The sequence below is a fragment of the Cupriavidus sp. FW305-46 genome, from assembly GCF_058787075.1.
The window spans coordinates 25,780-43,545 of the sequence record NZ_JBYSZI010000002.1; the positions used below are offsets into that span (position 1 = coordinate 25,780).

Genomic DNA, 17,766 nt, shown 5'->3' on the forward strand with positions numbered 1-17,766 from the left:
ACGCCGTCATGATGACCGCTGCCCCCCTGCTGCGCGGCCCGCTGCTGCAAGCCGCCCTGCCCCTGCTCACCGTGCTGGCCCTGGCCGCCGCGCCCGCCCCGGCCGGCGCACAGGGCGCCTACCCGGCCAAGCCCATCCACCTGATCGTCGCCTACCCGCCGGGCGGGCTGACCGACACGCTGGCGCGCGCCATCGGCGATGGCCTGTCGCGCCAGCTCGGCAAGACGGTGGTGGTGGAGAACAAGGGCGGTGCCGGCGGCATCATCGGCACCGACTACGTCGCCAAGTCGGCGCCTGACGGCTATACGCTGCTGATGACCATTCCCGGCCCGATCACGTCCAACCTGGCGCTGTACAAGAAGCTGCCCTACGATCCGCGCACTGAGCTGCGCCCGATCTCCGACATCGCCACCGCGCGCACCGTGCTGGCGGTCAACAGCAGCGTGCCGGCCAGGACCGTTGCCGAACTGCTGGCCTATGCCAAGGCATCGCCGGGCAAGCTGCGCATGGGGTCGTGGGGCGCGGGCACGCAGCCGCATACGATCCAGACCTACCTCGCCAGGCAGTACCAGGCTGACATGCTGCATGTGCCCTACCGCGGCGAAGGGCCGATGGTGACCGACCTGCTCGCCGGCCAGGTCAACGTGACGGTGGGCTCCGTGACCGCGCTCAAGCAACACTTCGCCACCGGCAAGCTGCGACCCCTCGCGGTCACCGGCACGCGCCGCGCACAGGGCCTGCCAGACGTGCCGACCTTCGCCGAGGCCGGCTACGCCGACGAACCGTTCCGGCTGACCGGCCCGATCACGCTGATGGCGCCCGCGAAGACACCGCAGGACATCATCGACCGCCTGGGCCGCGAGACCGCCAGCCTGGTCGCCAGCGCCGACATGCAGCGGCGCATCGTGGACATGGGCGCGGAACCGCTCGGCAATACGCCGGCACAGGCGGAGGCGGCGTACAAGGCGTACCTGCCGGTGGTGCTCAAGCTGACGGCGGATACGGGGGTGACGCTCGACTGAGCTACGCGGCAGGCGCCTAGTCCACGGTGGCGTATTCCAGCGTCTTCGGCGTCTTGATGATGACTTCCGGCTGGTCGCCAACCACCACGGTATCGTCCAGCCGGAAGCCGCCCAGGCCGTAGACATAGAGGCCCGGCTCCGCCGAATACACCTCTCCCGCAAGCAGCGGGCGGGTATTGAATGCCATGTCCTCCGGGTATTCGTGCAGCATCAGCCCGACCGCGTGGCCGGTGCGATGGAACACGTAGTCCCCGCAGCCGGCCTGCTCGATCACAGCCTGCGCGGCCGCATCCATGTCGCAGACGCGCTTGCCCACCACCGCCGCGGCAACGGCGGCGTCGGTGGCCTTTGCCGCAACCTGGTAGAGCCGCGCCTGCTCGTCGCCGGGCCGGCCGCAAAACCAGGTGCGCTCGTTCTCGACATAAAGCCCGTTCAGGCGCGGCAGCACCAGGTTGACGATGGTGTCGCCGGCGGAAATCCGTGCGCCGCATCCGGCGCCATCGCCATGCGGCGATGCCGAAGCCGGCCCGGTCAGTGTCCAGCATTTGAGGATGTCGAAGTCCTCCCCCGGAAAGCGCCGCGCCGCCTCCTCCGACATCAGCGCCGCCATGGCGTGGTCAAGCTCCTGCACCAGCCGCCCTGGCCGGAAGTTCTCGCGGTAGCGATCCTGCACCCAGTCCGTCAGCGCACCTAGCTCGCGCATGACCTGCAGCTCCTCCGCATGCTTGACCCAGCGCAGGCTGCGCATCTCCGCCATGGCGGGCCGCAGCGTGAGTTCAGGCAGGTAGCGCTGCGCACCGGCCAGGATCGGATGCTGGACGTCGACCGCAATCCGCGACATGCCGAGCCCCCTGGCACCCAGCAGCGCAGCAACCACTTCCGGCAGCTGCGCCGGCAGCGGCAGGCGGTTCGAGACACGGGGATGCTCGGCGTAGTAGGTGACATCGGCAAGCCAGACCGTGCCCTTCTCCGTCGCAAAGCGCATATGGTTGGTCGACAGCTCGTTCATGACCGCGAAGGTGTCGCCATTGCGCGGCACCACCACGAACACCGGGCGCTCCCACGGCCAGACATCGAGCTGGAAATTGGTGGCGTACTGGAAGAAGTCAGGCGTGCCGAACACCAGCGCGTCGACGCGCAGCTTGTCCATCAGCCTGTGCATCGCCGCCAGGCGATAGTCGTGCACGACCTTGGTGAGATGTGCCATGGCAGCGGTCCTCAGAGAGAAATGGCAAGGTTGCGGATGATCGGGCCCCAGGTATCGGCGTCGCGCTTCATGTAGCGCTCCACCTCGGTCGGCGGCCCCTTGATTGCATCCAGGAACTGGAAGGCAAGCTTCCCCTGGAATTGCGGGTCGTCCAGGATCTGGTTGATGTCGGCATTGACCTTGCGGATGACGCCTGCGGGCGTGCCTGCGCGGGCCACGATCGCGTACCACCCGGGTACCTGCACGTCATAGCCAAGCTCCTTGAAGGTGGGCACCGCGGGCAAGGCTGGCTGCCGCTTGTCGCCGGTGACCGCCAGCGGTATCAGCTTCTTGCCGGCGATGTAAGGCTGCACGCCCGCGAGCACATTCATCATCACCGGGGTCTGCCCGTTCATCAGGCTGGTCGAGCCGCCGCTGCCATTGAACGGCACGTGCTGCAGCCGGACTCCGGTGCGTTGCGCGACCAGTTCCATCGCCAGGTGGGTGGAGTTGCCGATGCCGCCCGACGCGAAGCTGATCTCGCCGGGGCGAGCCTTGGCCATCCGCACGAAATCCTGGAACGTATCGGCCTTGAGCGACGGCGCCGCGACAAAGACAAAGGGCGAGTTGGCGAGCATCGCCACGCCAGTCAGGTCCCGACCCGGGTTATAGGGCAGCTTCGGATACAGGAAGGGATTGAAGCTCAGGTTGGAAACGCCGGCGAAGAACAGCGTGTAGCCATCGGCGGGCTGCCCGATCACATAGCTGATCGCCAGCGTCCCGTTGGCCCCGGGCTTGTTCTCCACCACCACCGGCTGGTTCCAGGCACGACTGAGCTTTTCCGCAAGCGCGCGCGCCAGCACATCATTGCCGGTGCCGCCGGCCTGCGGCACCACCAGCCGCACTGGCTTCGAAGGGAAGGTTTGCGCCTGCCCGATCCCTGGCAGCGCCATCGCCACCGCAGTCCCGGCCACCCAGGCCAGTAGTTGTCGCCGATCCATATTGCACCCTGTTGGTTTGCCACGATTCGCCTCGTCCGCAAGGCGTGGGATGCAATGTACCATGTGGTACACGAATGGAAAAAATCGGGGTTTACGCGGATTTCCGGGGAAAAAAGCCGTTCCTTGCCGGTTTAGGGAAGCGCCGCCATCCTGGCGGCGAAGTACTTCAGCGCGGCCGTCGTGCCCTTGCGGTCACCCGTGGTGACCAGGTCCAGCAGCAGCCCGCGCATGGTGGCAAGTTCCACCCGCGCGCGCAGCCCGGCCTCGGCAGCGCCAAGACCGAGGTCGCGCTGCAGGCGTGCCGCCAGCGTGGTTGTCCAGCTGCCGACGACGTCCTCCAGAAAGCCGCTGAAGCGCTCGCGGTCGCGGATGGCCTTGCCGTAGATCTCGAACATCAGCTGCATGATCGGCAGGTAGCCTGGGGCGGAATAGCGCTCCCACGCCGCCTCCATCGCGGCTTCGGGAGCCATGCCTTCCACCATCATGCGCTCGCGGGCAGCCTGCTCGGCATGGCGGATGCGATGCAACAGTGCCTGCCAGAAGCCATCCCCGGAGCCGAAGTAGTAGATCAGCATGCGGTGGCTCGTGCCGAGCGCGTCCGCCACGCTGCGCAAAGACAGATCGCCCAAGCCATTGGCGAGAACATGATCGGTGGCGGCATCCAGCAACTGGATGGCCTGCTCGCTGGCGGAGCGGTCAAGGGCGGGGGCTTTGGCTTTCGGCATGAAGGGGTGGCACGTGCGCCGGGCGCGCAGGATGGCTGCCCCGGATTCTACGATAAGTGTCGTCGCCGGCCTGCGTGATACAGTCTTCAACGTACGGCACACAGCCCACACGCAAGCATGAAAACGCTGCTGATCGTCTATCACACCATGACCGGAGGCACCCGGCAGATGGCCGAGGCCGCCGCTGGCGCGGCCCGCCAGCAGCCCGGCGTCAAGGTCGTGCTCAAGACCGCTGCCGAGGCCGGCCCGGACGATGTCCTTGCCGCCGACGGCTATCTCTTCGCCACGCCGGAGAACCTGGCCGCCATGGCAGGGATGATGAAGGACTTCTTCGACCGCTGCTATTACGCCGCGCTGGACCGCATCAACGGCCGCCCCTACGCCACCATGATCTGCGCCGGCAGCGATGGCCAGAATGCGCTGCGCCAGATCGAGCGCATCGCCACTGGCTGGCGGCTCAACGCCGTGGCGCCGGGGCTGATCGTCTGTACGCATGCGCAGACACCGGAGCGCATCCTTGCGCCCAAGCAGATCGAAGCCGGGGACCTGGCGCGTTGCGGGGAGTTGGGTGAGGGGTTGGCAGCGGGATTGGGGCTTGGGGTGTTCTGATGGCACGCCAGGTGCCGTACCGCGCAATCGGGCGGGGCGGGCCCGTTCAGGCAGCCAGTGGTGTGATGCCGCTCGGGGTGTTATTGCCGCCCTCTTCCTCCTGCACGATCAGCGCGACGCCACGCCGCCTGGCCGCAGCCATGCCGATACTGACGGCGATTTCGCGATCCTCGCAGTGCACCAGGCCCTTGCGGGCACTTTCGACCGCCAGTTCCCAGCCTTGCGCCGTCTGCCTGATCAGGAAGTTCGCAGCCATGGATCGCTCCGTCGTTGGTCTTCTTGCAGCGTAGTCCATGGGCCTGCCAATGAAATCGGCGTCAGTCCGATAGCGTGCGGGCACTTCTCCTACACCAGGATAAGGACGGTCAAATCCAGGCGCCGTACCTGACACACAATAATCGCGGAAATATGATTGTTGATGCATGTCATGGTTATAACGCCCCGATCGATCCAAAAATCCTCCTCGACTACGAGAAACCTGAGCCCCGGACCCGAGAGAAACCGTGCCGCGCACGGTGACACGCCGGGTCATGATTATCGGTGACAGGCCCGGGCAAGCCGGATCAGCAACCGGCACTTTGCCCGCGCCCATTTCCGATATATCTCCAGGAGGAGACCAATGGATGTACACGATATCGCCGGCACGGCTGTGGCCGGCTCACCGGCCCCGGTTCCGCGCGCCAGGACCCCGCTTGGCGGCAAGAGCATGCTGCAGGATGTTGAGCAGATCCGCCTGGCGATCGAGATGATCGGCCTGGGCGCCCGCCTGCAGGTGCTGGAGTCCGAAGTGTCGCTGCCACGCGTGCGCCTGATCCGGCTGTACAAGGAACTGTGCGGCGTGTCGCCGCCCAAGGGCATGCTGCCGTTCTCCACGGACTGGTTTGTCTCCTGGCGCCCGAATGCCCATGCCTCGATGCTGCTTGGCGCCTACCGCTTCATGACCAGCCGCGGCATCCTGGACGGAATCCGCGCGGTCTTGTCCAGCTACCGCATGTACCGCGAACAGCTGTGCGCCACCGGCGAGGCCTCGCAGCTGAGCTTTACCCGCGCCTGGACGCTGGTGCGCTTCTATGAGCGCGGCATGCTGCGGCTGGCGCGCTGCAGGGACTGCCGGGGCGAGTATGTCGTGCAGGCCGACGATGCGCGCCACCGCTACGTCTGCGGACTGTGCCTGCCGCCGGCGCGCGCAGGCAAGGGCCGCAAACCCGCGCCGGCGGCGTTGGCCGGCTGACGCCGCGCAAGGCGTCCCAGTGTCTGCCGCCGCACAGTCCGGTGCACGGCAGGCTTCCATGATGAGTGCTTCTGCCATCCAGGCCGCCGGCGTTTCAGGCCGGCCCCGCTTGTACCAGGGAGCCTCGCCCATGTTCAGGATCACCATGCTAGGAAAAAAGACCGGCGCGGCCGCGCCCGACAACAATGACCACAACCCCGCCGAAACTCCCGCTCCGCCTGCGCCTGGCGAGCCGGGCAAGACGATGCCGGAACAGCTGGCGCAAAACCTCAAGACACAAGGCGATGCCATGATCCAGTACGGCGCGCGCCTGCTGGTGATGCGCGAGCTGCTGTGCTCGCTGACCACAGGCCTGCCGCCGGCGGCGCGCGCCAGCGCCGAGCAGCGCTTCCGCCAGCGCATCAACCAGTTGATGTCGCTGACCGACGACCATGTCCTGCCGGCGGAATTCCACCGCGCCCTGCTGGCCGAGGTCAATTACTACCTGGGCGAATTGAAAAAACCCTGAGCAATTCCTGCCCGATAATCCCGCCGGTCATTATTGGCAGGCGTGGCGATGCCGCCTGCGCGTATTATTCAGCGCCATTTTCCTTTCTCCGGATCGCTCCCGGTACAGTCGGAAATGCCCTGCCCCCGGCCCGAGCATTTCCGCTGAATCACCCAGGCGCTGCAATAATCTCCCCCTGTTTGCTACTGGTAGTAACCGTCATCGCCGGGCAGCGGCCATCGTGCTACAGTGCGCCCTTCAGAGAAAGCTTGAGCAGCGACGCATAGCGCACCCACGCCGCCCCTCAGCCCGCGCGCCGTGCCGGGGGCGCCGCCCTGGCGTCCCGCCTTGCTTTGTCAGCCCCCGACGCGCACACCGTGCCGCGCCAGGCGCCAGGCATATGCCGGGGGCCGGCCCTCGCTCTTCCCGTCGTTCGGGTGCATCCCGTTCGCCACCAGCCAGTGGCGCCGAATTATTGCCGCGCAGCCGCCTGCCCGGGGCCATTGCCCGAGCCGCCGCTGCCGACCCTAGGATCTTCATGAAACACCGGCTCCAGGCTGCGCTCACCATCGCAGTCTTCAAGCTCGTCGCCGCCCTGCCATACGGTGTCACCGCACGCCTGGGCGATGCGATCGGCAAGCTGCTGTATCGCATCCCCAGCCGCCGCCGGCGCATTGTCCATACCAACCTGTCCCTGTGCTTCCCGGACATGGATGCAGACACGCGCGACAAGCTGGCACGCAACCACTTCGGCCACGTCCTGCGCAGCTATCTGGAGCGCGGCGTGCAGTGGTTCGGCAGCGCCGAGCGCCTGGGCAAGCTGGTGGAACTGGACACCCGCATCGACCTGGCCTCGTGCGCGGAGCATCCGACCATCTTCATGGGCTTCCATTTCGTCGGCATCGAGGCCGGCTGCATGTTCTATTCGATGCGCCACCCGGTGGCCTCGCTGTACACCAGGATGTCCAGCCCGATGCTGGAAGAAATCTCGCGCACGCAGCGCGGGCGCTTTGGCGCCGAGATGATCCCGCGCAGCGGCAGCGGCAAGCAGGTGGTGCGCACGCTGCGCGCCGGCTGCCCGGTGATGCTGGCGTCGGACATGGATTTCGGCATCAACGATTCGGTGTTCGTGCCGTTCTTTGGCGTGCCGGCCTGCACGCTGACCTCGGCCTCGCGCCTGGCCAGCATGACCGGCGCGCGTGTGGTGCCCTTTACCACCGAGGTGCTGCCCGACTACCGCGGCTACCGGCTGCGCGTGTTCGATCCGCTGGAGGGCTTCCCCTCGGGCAGCGTCGAGGAAGATTCGCGCCGCATGAACGCCTTTCTCGAAGCCCAGATCGCCACCATGCCGGAGCAGTATTACTGGATCCACCGGCGCTTCAAGAACCGGCCCGCAGGCATGCCGTCGGTGTACTGAACCCGGATTATCCGGCGGCGCGGCGCCAGGCCTCCTGGATGTCCGCCACCAGCCGCGCCAGCTGGGCCGCATAGCGGGCATTGTCGCGGCTGCGCTCGCTCTCGTTGAACGGGAAGCTGATATTGAGCCCGTACAGCTGCTGGTCCGGCCCGGAAAATGCGGCCCCCACGGCCAGCAGGTGCCCGGGCTGGTAGGCCGCGGTGCAATAACCGTGCCGCTGCGCCTGCGCGATGCCGCGCAGCACCTGGGCCCGCATGTTGATCCAGGCCTCGCCCTGGCGCGCGGCAATGCCGGCCAGCAGGTCCTCCCTCACCCCCTCAGGCTGCGCCGCCAGCCATGACAGCCCGATCGCCGTCATCTCCATCGGCACGCGGGTTCCCGGCACCACGCGCCGCGTGCGCGACACGCTGTCGCGGCTGTGCCGGATCGACGCCAGGTACACCATCTCCAGCTGGTCGCCCACGGCCAGCCCCACGTTGACCTTGCCGGCCTCGGCTACCTTGCGCATCAGCGGCAATGCAATGTCCGGCGCGCGGCTTGACTGGTGGAAGGCATCGGCCAGGCTCAGCACCACCGGCGCCAGCCGGTAGGCGCGTTCGTTCACGTCATAGCGCAGGAAGCCGGCATCCACCAGCGAGCGCGTCAGCCGGCTGACGGTGGGGCGCGGCAGGCCGGTGCGCACCGCCAGCTCGGCATTGGTCAGGCTGGTGGTGCCAACACGGAAGGCCCGCAGCAGCACCAGCCCGCGCTCCAGCGACTGGCTGCCCGCGGTGTCGCGGGTAAAGCGGCCGGTCTGGTGCGTGACGCGGCGGGTGGAGGGCTCTGGCAGCACGGCGTCCGGCATCGCCAATAATTTCAGTTAGTGAAATTAGAGTATAGCGGTACGGCCGCGCGGCGCGAATACTGTGTCCATCCCGGCCCCCGAGCCGATCCACCACAGAGGAACGCCCCGCATGTCAGCCGACGCCAATATCCAGGTGACCCATGAAGGCCACGTCGCCCGCATCGTCCTGTCCCGCCCGCCGCACAATTTTGTCGATGCCGAGATCATGCGGCGCCTGGCCGACACCCTGCAGGCGCTGGACGACGACGAGAACTGCCGCGCCATCGTGCTGGCGTCCGGCGTCAGCGCTTTCTGCGCCGGGGCTGACTTCAGCGGCGCCGACCAGGGCGCGGTTGCCAACGACCCGGGCGGCTTCTACGCGCATGCGATGAGGCTCTACCGCAACCGCAAGCCGATCGTGGCCGCGGTGGAAGGCGCCGCCATCGGCGCCGGCATGGGGCTGGCGCTGGTGGCGGACTTCCGCGTGACCTGCGCCGAGGCGCGCTTCAGCGCCAACTTCAACCGGCTGGGATTCCACCCCGGTTTCGGCATGAGCCTGACGCTGCCGCGGCTGGTGGGCGAGCAGCAGGCCGCGCTGCTGTTCTATACCGGCCGGCGCATCACCGGCACCGACGCGGTCGAGATCGGCCTGGCCGATGAACTGGTGGAAAAGGCGCAGGTCAATGCCCGCGCCATGGCCCTGGCGCAAGAGATCGCCGCCTCCGCCCCGCTGGCCGTGGAAACCACGCGCGCCACGCTGCGCGAAGGGCTGGCCGACCGCATCGCCGAGATCAACCAGCGCGAACTGGCAATCCAGCACGGACAGTTCCGCAGCGAAGACTTCCGCGAGGGCGTCGCCGCCATGGCCGCGCGCCGCGCCCCTGTTTTCAAGCGCCGTTGAAGGAGTGGCCCCGATGAGCGAACAAGACACCCGCGCCACGCCGGCCGGCCCGCTGGACGGCATCCGCGTGCTGGACCTCACCGCGGTCGTGCTCGGGCCGCTGGCCACGCAGGTGCTGGCCGACTTTGGCGCCGACGTGATCAAGATCGAAGGGCCCGAGGGCGACCTGATGCGCGCCAACGGCGTCTCGCAGCACGCCGGCATGAGCTCGATCTACCTGGCGCTGAACCGCAACAAGCGCTCGGTCGTGCTCGACCTGAAGACCCCCGAGGGCGCCGAGGCGCTGCGCGGGCTGATCGCCAGCGCCGACGTGCTGGTGCACAACATGCGCGTAGCCGCGATCGAGCGGCTGGGCTTCGGCTATGCCGAAGTGGCGCGCATCAACCCGCGCATCGTCTACTGCATGGCCACCGGCTTCGGCCAGGACGGCCCGCACCGCGACAAGCCGGCCTTCGACGACATCATCCAGGCCGGCTGCGGGCTGGTCGCGCTGGGTTCCACCACCGGCGATCGCCCGGAGTACGTGCCCAGCCTGATCGCCGACAAGACCACCGGGCTGGCACTGGCCAACGCCGTGCTGGCAGCCCTGCTGTACCGCGAGCGCCACGGCGTCGGCCAGTCGGTGGAGGTGCCGATGCTGGAGACCATGACCGCGTTCGTGATGGCCGAGCACCTGGGCGGCCTGACCTTCGAGCCCGCGCCCGCCGGTGCCGGCTACGCCCGTCTGCTGCAGGGCGGGCGCCGCCCCGCGCCGACCCGCGACGGCTGGATCTGCGCCCTGCCCTACACCGAGCGCCACTGGCAAGCCTTCTTCCGCGCGGTGGGCCGCGACGACCTGGCCGAGCGCTACGAGGTGGCCGACCGCGCGCAGCGCAACGCCAATATCCGCGCGCTGTACGGTCACCTGGCCGAGCTGACGCCGGCGCGCACCACCGATGAATGGATGGCGCTGTTCGAGTCGCTCGACATCCCCGCCACGCCGATCTACGGCCTGGACGCACTGGTCGACCACCCGCACCTGCGCGCCGTCGGCCTGTTCCAGGAAACCCAGCACCCCACCGAAGGCCCGCTGCGCGAAGTGCGCCCCGCCGCGCGCTTCTCGGCCACGCCGCTGTCGCTGCGCCGCCATGCGCCGGGACTGGGCGAACACACCGCCGAAGTCCTGCAGGAGCTGGGCCTCGCGCAAGGTGTCAGTCAACCATAACGAATCAGCAGGAGACAGGGCATGAACTTTGAACTGGACGAAGAACACCGGATGCTCAAGGACCTGGTCGCGCGCTTTGTGCGCGACCAGCTGATCCCGCTGGAACCCGCGGTGCTGGCGCGCGAAGCCGCCGGCGGGCAGATGACGCTGCTGCCGGAAGAGCACGCGCGGCTTGACGCGATGTCGCGCGAACTGGGCCTGTGGGGCCTGGATGCGCCCACAGAGATGGGCGGCGCCGACCTGCCCACGGTGGCCATGGTGGGCGTCAACGAAGAACTGGGCAAGACCATCACGCCCTACGAACTGCCGCCGGACTCGCCCAACCTGCGCATGCTGATGCTGAGCGCCAGCGAGGCCCAGCGCGAGCGCTACCTGGCCCCTTACGCGCGCGGCGAGACCGTGTCGGCCATCGCCATTTCCGAACCCGGCGCCGGCGGCGACCCCGCCATGATGACCACGCGCGCCGAACGCGACGGCGACCAATGGGTGCTGAACGGCCGCAAGATCTGGATCAGCCGCGCGGCACGCGCCGACTGGACCATCGTCATGGCCGTGACCGACAAGGCCAAGGGCGCGCGCGGCGGCATCTCGGCCTTTATCGTCGAGCGCGGCACGCCGGGCTTCCGGGTGGAGCGCCGCATCCCGATGATCGGCGGCGCATCGACTTACGAGGTGGTGCTGGAAGACTGCCGCATCCCCGCCTCGCAGCTGCTGGGCACCGAAGGCCAGGGCTTTGCGCCGATGCAGGCGCGGCTGTCCACGCGCCGCGTGCAGATGGCCGCGTGGTGCATCGGCCGGGCGCAGCGCGCGCTGGACATGCTCTGCGAGTACGCGCCGCAGCGCCAGACCTTCGGCGCGCCGCTGGCGCAGCGCCAGGCGATCCAGTGGTGGGTGGCCGACGCCGCGACGCGCATCCACGCCTGCCGCCTGATGACCTACGAAGCCGCCAGCCGCATCGACGCCGGCGACGAGGCGCGCACGCAGGTATCGATGATCAAGGTATTCGCCACCGAGATGGCGTGGGACGTGATCGACCATGCCATGCAGACCTTCGGCGCGATGGGCATGACCAAGGAGCTGCCGCTGCAGCAGATGGCCAACGAGACCCGTCTGATGCGCATCTACGAAGGGCCCAGCGAGGTGCACCGCTGGGTGATTGCACGCGACCTGCTCGGCTTGCGCCGTTAAGCCCCCGTTTATCCCCGCTTATCCCCTTGCACCGGCGGGAACACGCCGGGCATTCCACGCTCAGGAGACACCATGCAACAGGCCTTCCGTTCCCGCCGCCGCTTCCTCGGACTCGCTGCCGCCGCGCTGGCGGCCATCGGCACCGCCACGCCGCTGGCAGCGCCCGCCGCCGAGTCCGCCGACGCCTTCCCATCCCGCCCGATCCGCTTTATCGTGCCCTTCCCTTCCGGCAGCGGCACCGACACCACCGCGCGCATGTTCGCCAAGAAGATCGGCGAGCTGACCGGCCAGGGCGTGGTGGTTGAGAACAAGCCCGGCGGCAACGGCTTTATCGGTGTGCAGACCGCGCTGAACGCGCCGCCTGACGGCTACACCGTCTTTATCGGCAGCAATTCCACGCTGTCGACCAATGCCGCCACCTTCCGCAAGCTGCCGTATGACCCGCTGACGGACTTTGCGCCGATCACGCTGCTGTCGCGCGGGCCATGCGTGATCATCGTGCCGGCAAGCTCGCCCTACCGCACGCTGGCCGAGCTGCTGGAAGATGCCCGCAAGCGCCCCGGCGCGCTCAACTACGGCTCGGGCTCGATCTCCTACACGCTCTACTCGGAGTGGCTCAACGAACTGGCCCGCATCAAGACCACCGCCGTGCCGTACAAGGGCGCGGGCGATGCCATCAACGGCGTGATGGCGGCCAATGTCGACTTCGCCGTGGTGGATGCCACCGGCGCCATCGAACTGGTCCGCGGCGGCAAGGTGCGCGCGCTGGCCTACACCGCACCGCAGCGCTCGCCGCTGCTGCCGGACGTGCCCTCCATCGTCGAAGCCGGCCTGCCCGACTTCCTGGCCTATAACTGGGTGGCCGCTGCGGTCTCGGCAAAGACGCCGCCGGCGGTGGTGAAACGGCTGCAGGACCTGTTTGCGCAGGCCGGCAGGGCCCCGGATGTGCGCGAGTACTACACGCGCCAGTCGACCAAGCTGATCCTGTCGTCGCCTGCCGAAATGCTGCAGTACCAGAAGGACGAGATCCAGCGCTGGAAGCGGCTGGCGGAGGTGGCTAAGATCCCGCTGCAATAGCCGCGTGGCCCTGCCGCTGCCTCAGCGGCTGTGCTCGCTCAGCAGCACCGTCAGGCGCTGCGCCAGCGGCGACAGGTAGGCGCCCTCGCGCGAGATCACGCCGATGTTCCGGCGCAGGTCCAGCTCCTCCACGCCCAGCGGCAGCACGCGCAGGCCGTGCTGCATGGCATCGCCGCCTTCATTGGCGATGCTCAGCATCTGCGTGCCCTGCATCAGCGCAAACAGCGAACTGCTGCCAAAGTCGATCTCGATGCGCGGCTGCGGTTCCGGCAGGCCGCGCTGGCGGAACGCCGCGTCCACCTGCTGGCGCAGCGTGATATGCCCTTCGGGCAGCAGCCATTCCTGGTCCGCCAGGTCCGCCAGCCGCAGCTTGCGCCGCTGCAGCAAGGCATGGCCCTCGTCCGCCACCACCACCAGCCGGTCGTCAAAGAGCGGCTGTACCGCCAGGCCGGTCGATGAGGCTGCCGAAGGCGCCGGCGCCACCGCCACATCCAGCTCCCCCGCCGCCAGCAGGTCCAGCAGGTCGCGCGCCAACCTGCGGCGCAGCCGCAGACGCGCCACGGGACGCTCGCGCACCAGTTGCCGGCAAGCACCCAGGATCACGCTGCCCGGGATCGACGGCGAATAGCCCACGCGCAGGATGCCCTGCTCGCCGGTGCGGATCCCCAGCATCTCCTTGATGCCGTCCTCGTATTCCAGCTGGATGCGCCGCGCCCGCTCCAGGAAGCGCGTGCCGGCGTAGGTGGCGGTCATGCCGTTGGCGGTGCGCTCGAACAGCGGCAGCCCGGCCTGGGTCTCCACCCGCTGCACCGCCTTGGTCAGCGCCGGCTGGCTGATCCCCAGCGCTTCCGCGGCACGGCCGATGCCGCCGTGCGCCGCCACGGCGAGGATGTACTCGATATCCCGCGTCTCCATTGCCTCACATTCCTGATGGTTATGACTTTATAGCCAATGCGTCATTGTGGTGATGCCTGTCATCTTACAGACTACGGCGCACGAGCACACGTAAAAGCTCACCGGAATCAACGGGCATCAACGGAGACAGCATGGGTTTCGCGTATTTCCTGCGCCGCGCCGCGCGCTACTGGGGCGACCAGCCCGCCATCCTCTACCAGGACCAGGTGGTGACTTATCGCCAGCTGGACGAACGTTCCACGCGCCTGGCCAATGCGCTGCTGGCACTGGGCCTGCGGCCCGGCGACCGCGTCGCGGTGCAGTCGCGCAACCGCCCCGAGCTGGTCGAACTGGAATGCGCGCTGTACAAGGCCGGCCTGGTCAAGGCGGCGCTCAACCCGCGCTTCACCGCGGCCGAGGCCAGCGACGTGGTCGAAAACTGCACCCCGCGCGTGCTGATCGCCGGCCCCGGCTACACCGGCTATGCGCGCACCACGGCCGGCTTCGGCGCCATCGAGACCTTTATCGCCATCGGCGATGCGCCGGCGGGCTATGTCGAATATGAGGCGCTGCTGGCCAACGCCGGCACCACGCCGCCTGACATCACCCCTGCCCCCGACGACCTGGCCGTGCTGCACTTCTCGTCCGGCTCCACCGGCAAGATCAAGGCTGCCATGCAGAGCTACGGCAACCGCATGGCGGCGCTGCGCAAGATGGTGTCCGGCATGGACCGCCCGGCGCGCCCGGGCGACCGGCTGGCGCTGATCGGGCCGGTCACGCACGCCTCCGGCATGCTGATGCAGCCCTACCTGTACCAGGGCGCCACGCTGGTGCTGTTCGAGAAATTCGAGCCCGCGCACTTCCTGGCCGAGGTGGCGCGGCTGCGCATCACCCACGTGTTCATGGTCCCGGCCATGATCAACATGCTGCTGGCCGAGCCCACGCTGGCCCAGGCCGACCTGTCCAGCCTGAAGACCCTGGCCTACGGTGCCGCGCCGATGGCGCCGGCACGCATCCGCGAGGCCTGGGAGCGCATCGGCCCGATCCTGTCGCAGGGCTATGGCGCCAGCGAATCGACCTCGGGCGTCACACGTCTGTCCACCACCGACCATGCCGACGCCATTGCCAACCATCCTGAGCGCCTGGCCTCCTGCGGCCGCGCCCTGGGCGAGACCGAAGTGCGCGTGGTCGACGAGCACGGCAAGGAGGTCGCCGTGGGCGAGATCGGCGAACTGGTGATCCGCGGCGAGGACGTGTTCCACGGCTACTTCAACGAGCCCGCGCTGACGCGCGAGACCATCATCGATGGCTGGCTGCACACCGGCGACATGGCACGCGTGGACGAGGCCGGCTACCTGTACCTGGTCGACCGCAAGAAGGACATGATCATCTCCGGCGGTTTCAACGTCTATCCGACCGAGGTGGAAGCCGCGCTGTACCAGCACCCCGACGTGCTGGAAGCCTGCGTCATCAGCGTGCCGGACGACACCTGGGGCGAAAGCGTCAAGGCCGTGGTCACGCTGCGCCCCGGGCGCGAGGCCACCGCGCAGCAGCTGATCGCGCACTGCCGCGAGCGCATTGCCGACTACAAGTCGCCGCGCTCGGTGGACTTTGTCGCCGAGCTGCCCAAGAACGCCAGCGGCAAGCTGGCCCGCAAGATCGTGCGCGAACGCTACTGGCAAGGCGTCGGGCGCCGCGTGAACTGAAGGAGTCCGCCATGTTCGACCACCTGACCAATCCCGTACTGCTGGAAACCCGCGCCGGCATCCGCCGCTTTATCGACAAAGAACTGCGCCCGCTGGAACAGGAACTCGGCCTGGGCTCTGAAGACCCGTGGCCGCGCGAGACCCTGCGCAAGGTCTGGCGCCGCTCCAGCGAACTGGGCTTCTACGCCGCCTGCCTGCCGACATCGCTCGGCGGCAAGGGCCTGAACATCCAGGAGCAATGCGCGCTCAAGGCCGACCTGGCCGCCAGCGGCTCCACCCTGGCCGCGCACGTGCTGGGCGACCTGGGCGGCCCGCCGCGCGTGGGCAATATGCTCAAGTACGCCACCCCGGACCAGCTCAAGCGCTACTTCGAGCCCGTGATCCGCGGCGAGAAATCGACCTGCTTCGCACTGACGGAAACGCATTCCGGCTCCGACGCGCAAAGCATCAGGACCTCGGCCGTGGCCGATGGCGACGAGCTGGTCATCAACGGCGGCAAGCACTACATCAGCGGCGCGCCGTTCGCCGACTTTGCCATCGTCATGTGCGTGACCGACGCCACCACCACGCCGCCGGCCATCACCGCGGTGCTGGTCGACCTGGACCTGCCCGGCGTGACGGTAAGCAACGAGTACGTGCCGATGTCGGGCCAGCATATCGACGGCGACATCCGCTTCGAGAACGTGCGCGTGCCGCGCGCCAATATCTTTGGCGGCGAAGGCAACGGCTTCAAGCTGGGCATGTCGCGCATCAACGTGAACCGCCTGCTGCACTGCCCCAGCATGCTGGGGCTGGCCACCAGGGCATATGAGTCGTCGGTGGCATATGCCGGCCAGCGCCGCCAGTTCGGCGGGCCGATCGCGCGCTTCCAGGCGATCCAGCACATGCTGGCCGACATGGCCGCCGCGCTGTGGGCCTGCGAGAGCATGATCACGCATACCGCCGCGCTGGCCGATGCCGGCGCCGACCTGCGCATGAAGGCCGCGGCGTGCAAGCTCTTTGTCTCGGAACGCTGCTTCGAGGTGGCGGACAAGGCAGTGCAGATCCACGGCAACGTCGGCGTCACGCGCGGCCACCCGGTGGAGCAGACCTTCCGCAAGCTGCGCATGTTCCGCATCTTCACCGGCACCAGCGAGATCCAGCGCAATACCATTGCGCGCGCTATCCTTGAACCGCTGCAGCAGCAGAAGGCCTGACCGTGCCGGCGGTTCGCCGCCGGCATGAAGACCATAAGACAAGACCACGGAGACCAAGCATGAACCGCCGAAACTGGCTTGCCACCGCCGGCGCCGCCGCGCTGGGCAGCCTGCTGCTGCCGGCCCGCGCCGCCAGCGCTTCATCCAGCTACCCCAGCCGCCCGATCCGGCTGATCGTTCCGTTTATCGCCGGCAGCACGCCCGACAACGTGGCCCGCACGCTGTCGGCGGAGCTGGGCAAGAAGCTCGGCCAGCCGCTGGTGGTCGAGAACATGCCCGGCGCTGGCGGCATCATCGGCGCCAGCGCGCTGCGCCGTGCCGCGCCCGATGGCTATACGCTGGGCATCCTGGCCAATACGCACGTGATCAACGTGCACATGTACCGCAAGATGCCGTATGACCCGGCGCAGGATTTCACGCCGATCACCGCACTGTCTGGCGGGCCGTCCGCGCTGGTGGTGCCGGTCTCGTCGTCCTACAAGACCGCTGCCGAACTGATCGCCGCCATGAAGAAGGCGCCGGGCAAGTTCAACTACGGCTCCGGCGGCAAGGGCAGCATCGCCCATCTCGCGGTGGAAACCATGCTGCACCAGACCGGCTGTGACGCCGTGCATATCCCTTACAAGGGTGCGCCGGAGATCATCACCGCCATGCTGACAGGACAAACCCAGTTCGGCATGCCGGTGCTCGGCACCGCGACACAGTACGTGCGCAATAACCAGGTCAGGGTGCTTGCCGTCACTGCGGCCGCCCGTTCGCCGTTCTTCCCGGACGTGCCGACCATGGCCGAAGCCCTGCCCCCGGGCTTCGTCATCGACAACTGGAGCGGCCTGTTCGCACCGGCCAACTTCCCGGCCGAACTGGCGCAGAAGCTCCACGCCGCCGTTGGTGCCCTGCAGACGGCCGGCGTGTTTGATGCCCAGCTCAAGGCCAATGCCGGCGAACTGCGCCGCAGCGCCTCGCCCGCGCAGTTCGGCACCATTGTCGTCAGCGACAACGCGCGTTACGGCGACCTGATGAAGTCGATCGGCATGGTCGGCGACCTGGGCTGAGCGCCCTGCCCGCCCCGCGCCGCACGCCACCTTCCGCGCGTGCGGCA

The 17,766-nt window shown here is 68.0% G+C and carries 18 protein-coding genes; 12 read left to right on the plus strand and 6 right to left on the minus strand.

Going from position 1 to position 17,766, the window contains the following annotated elements; translation table 11 throughout:
• Positions 1 to 8: 8 nt before the first annotated feature.
• Complete coding sequence (locus AC3WON_RS01095) at positions 9 to 1,022, plus strand: Bug family tripartite tricarboxylate transporter substrate binding protein (protein WP_492319213.1); 1,014 nt, start codon at positions 9 to 11, stop codon at positions 1,020 to 1,022.
• 16 nt (positions 1,023 to 1,038) lie between these two features.
• On the opposite strand, the gene AC3WON_RS01100 is transcribed toward AC3WON_RS01095, so the two are convergent.
• From AC3WON_RS01100 to AC3WON_RS01110, 3 genes are all read right to left on the minus strand, one after another.
• Positions 1,039 to 2,229: a M24 family metallopeptidase gene (locus AC3WON_RS01100; protein ID WP_492350909.1), complete on the minus strand. Its 1,191-nt coding sequence runs from the start codon at positions 2,227 to 2,229 to the stop codon at positions 1,039 to 1,041.
• Positions 2,230 to 2,240: 11 nt separating this feature from the next.
• Positions 2,241 to 3,209, minus strand: a complete 969-nt coding sequence (locus AC3WON_RS01105) for a Bug family tripartite tricarboxylate transporter substrate binding protein (protein WP_492350910.1) — start codon at positions 3,207 to 3,209, stop codon at positions 2,241 to 2,243.
• A gap of 131 nt (positions 3,210 to 3,340) precedes the next feature.
• The gene (locus tag AC3WON_RS01110; RefSeq protein WP_492350911.1) at positions 3,341 to 3,934 is read right to left on the minus strand and encodes a TetR/AcrR family transcriptional regulator; all 594 of its coding nucleotides are present in this window, start codon (positions 3,932 to 3,934) and stop codon (positions 3,341 to 3,343) included.
• 117 nt (positions 3,935 to 4,051) lie between these two features.
• Between AC3WON_RS01110 and AC3WON_RS01115 the strand changes: the two genes are divergently transcribed.
• The gene (locus AC3WON_RS01115) at positions 4,052 to 4,543 is read left to right on the plus strand and encodes a flavodoxin family protein (RefSeq protein ID WP_492350912.1); all 492 of its coding nucleotides are present in this window, start codon (positions 4,052 to 4,054) and stop codon (positions 4,541 to 4,543) included.
• Between the two features lie 46 nt (positions 4,544 to 4,589).
• Here the strand turns inward: AC3WON_RS01115 and AC3WON_RS01120 are convergent, their stop codons facing one another.
• The gene (locus tag AC3WON_RS01120; protein ID WP_492319208.1) at positions 4,590 to 4,799 is read right to left on the minus strand and encodes a hypothetical protein; all 210 of its coding nucleotides are present in this window, start codon (positions 4,797 to 4,799) and stop codon (positions 4,590 to 4,592) included.
• Between the two features lie 363 nt (positions 4,800 to 5,162).
• Here AC3WON_RS01120 and flhC point away from each other — a divergent pair, with 363 nt between their 5' ends.
• The 3 genes from flhC to AC3WON_RS01135 all read left to right on the plus strand — a co-directional run bounded on the left by flhC (position 5,163) and on the right by AC3WON_RS01135 (position 7,678).
• The gene (flhC, locus tag AC3WON_RS01125) at positions 5,163 to 5,774 is read left to right on the plus strand and encodes a flagellar transcriptional regulator FlhC (RefSeq protein WP_492319207.1); all 612 of its coding nucleotides are present in this window, start codon (positions 5,163 to 5,165) and stop codon (positions 5,772 to 5,774) included.
• Between the two features lie 130 nt (positions 5,775 to 5,904).
• On the plus strand, positions 5,905 to 6,282 hold the full coding sequence (locus AC3WON_RS01130) for a hypothetical protein (RefSeq protein WP_492319206.1): 378 nt from the start codon (positions 5,905 to 5,907) through the stop codon (positions 6,280 to 6,282).
• Positions 6,283 to 6,799: 517 nt separating this feature from the next.
• Complete coding sequence (locus AC3WON_RS01135; RefSeq protein ID WP_492319205.1) at positions 6,800 to 7,678, plus strand: lipid A biosynthesis lauroyl acyltransferase; 879 nt, start codon at positions 6,800 to 6,802, stop codon at positions 7,676 to 7,678.
• A gap of 7 nt (positions 7,679 to 7,685) precedes the next feature.
• Here AC3WON_RS01135 and AC3WON_RS01140 read toward each other — a convergent pair whose 3' ends face one another.
• On the minus strand, positions 7,686 to 8,522 hold the full coding sequence (locus AC3WON_RS01140) for an IclR family transcriptional regulator (protein WP_492319204.1): 837 nt from the start codon (positions 8,520 to 8,522) through the stop codon (positions 7,686 to 7,688).
• A 109-nt stretch (positions 8,523 to 8,631) separates the two neighbouring features.
• On the opposite strand from AC3WON_RS01140, the gene AC3WON_RS01145 reads away from it, so the two are divergent.
• The 4 genes from AC3WON_RS01145 to AC3WON_RS01160 all read left to right on the plus strand — a co-directional run bounded on the left by AC3WON_RS01145 (position 8,632) and on the right by AC3WON_RS01160 (position 12,871).
• Complete coding sequence (locus AC3WON_RS01145) at positions 8,632 to 9,402, plus strand: enoyl-CoA hydratase/isomerase family protein (RefSeq protein ID WP_492350913.1); 771 nt, start codon at positions 8,632 to 8,634, stop codon at positions 9,400 to 9,402.
• Between the two features lie 13 nt (positions 9,403 to 9,415).
• A complete protein-coding gene (locus AC3WON_RS01150) occupies positions 9,416 to 10,606 on the plus strand; it encodes a CaiB/BaiF CoA transferase family protein (protein ID WP_492350914.1) in 1,191 nt (396 codons plus the stop codon).
• 21 nt (positions 10,607 to 10,627) lie between these two features.
• A complete protein-coding gene (locus AC3WON_RS01155; protein ID WP_492350915.1) occupies positions 10,628 to 11,794 on the plus strand; it encodes an acyl-CoA dehydrogenase family protein in 1,167 nt (388 codons plus the stop codon).
• Positions 11,795 to 11,866: 72 nt separating this feature from the next.
• On the plus strand, positions 11,867 to 12,871 hold the full coding sequence (locus AC3WON_RS01160; RefSeq protein WP_492319200.1) for a Bug family tripartite tricarboxylate transporter substrate binding protein: 1,005 nt from the start codon (positions 11,867 to 11,869) through the stop codon (positions 12,869 to 12,871).
• Between the two features lie 21 nt (positions 12,872 to 12,892).
• Here AC3WON_RS01160 and AC3WON_RS01165 read toward each other — a convergent pair whose 3' ends face one another.
• Entirely contained in the window at positions 12,893 to 13,786 is an 894-nt protein-coding gene (locus tag AC3WON_RS01165; protein ID WP_492350916.1) for a LysR family transcriptional regulator, read from the minus strand.
• Positions 13,787 to 13,917: 131 nt separating this feature from the next.
• On the opposite strand from AC3WON_RS01165, the gene AC3WON_RS01170 reads away from it, so the two are divergent.
• From AC3WON_RS01170 to AC3WON_RS01180, 3 genes are read left to right on the plus strand one after another with little or no spacing between them, the layout of a single operon-like run.
• The gene (locus tag AC3WON_RS01170) at positions 13,918 to 15,471 is read left to right on the plus strand and encodes an acyl-CoA synthetase (RefSeq protein WP_492319198.1); all 1,554 of its coding nucleotides are present in this window, start codon (positions 13,918 to 13,920) and stop codon (positions 15,469 to 15,471) included.
• A gap of 11 nt (positions 15,472 to 15,482) precedes the next feature.
• The gene (locus AC3WON_RS01175) at positions 15,483 to 16,667 is read left to right on the plus strand and encodes an acyl-CoA dehydrogenase family protein (protein ID WP_492319197.1); all 1,185 of its coding nucleotides are present in this window, start codon (positions 15,483 to 15,485) and stop codon (positions 16,665 to 16,667) included.
• A 59-nt stretch (positions 16,668 to 16,726) separates the two neighbouring features.
• Complete coding sequence (locus tag AC3WON_RS01180) at positions 16,727 to 17,719, plus strand: tripartite tricarboxylate transporter substrate binding protein (protein ID WP_492350917.1); 993 nt, start codon at positions 16,727 to 16,729, stop codon at positions 17,717 to 17,719.
• The last annotated feature ends 47 nt before the right edge of the window (positions 17,720 to 17,766 follow it).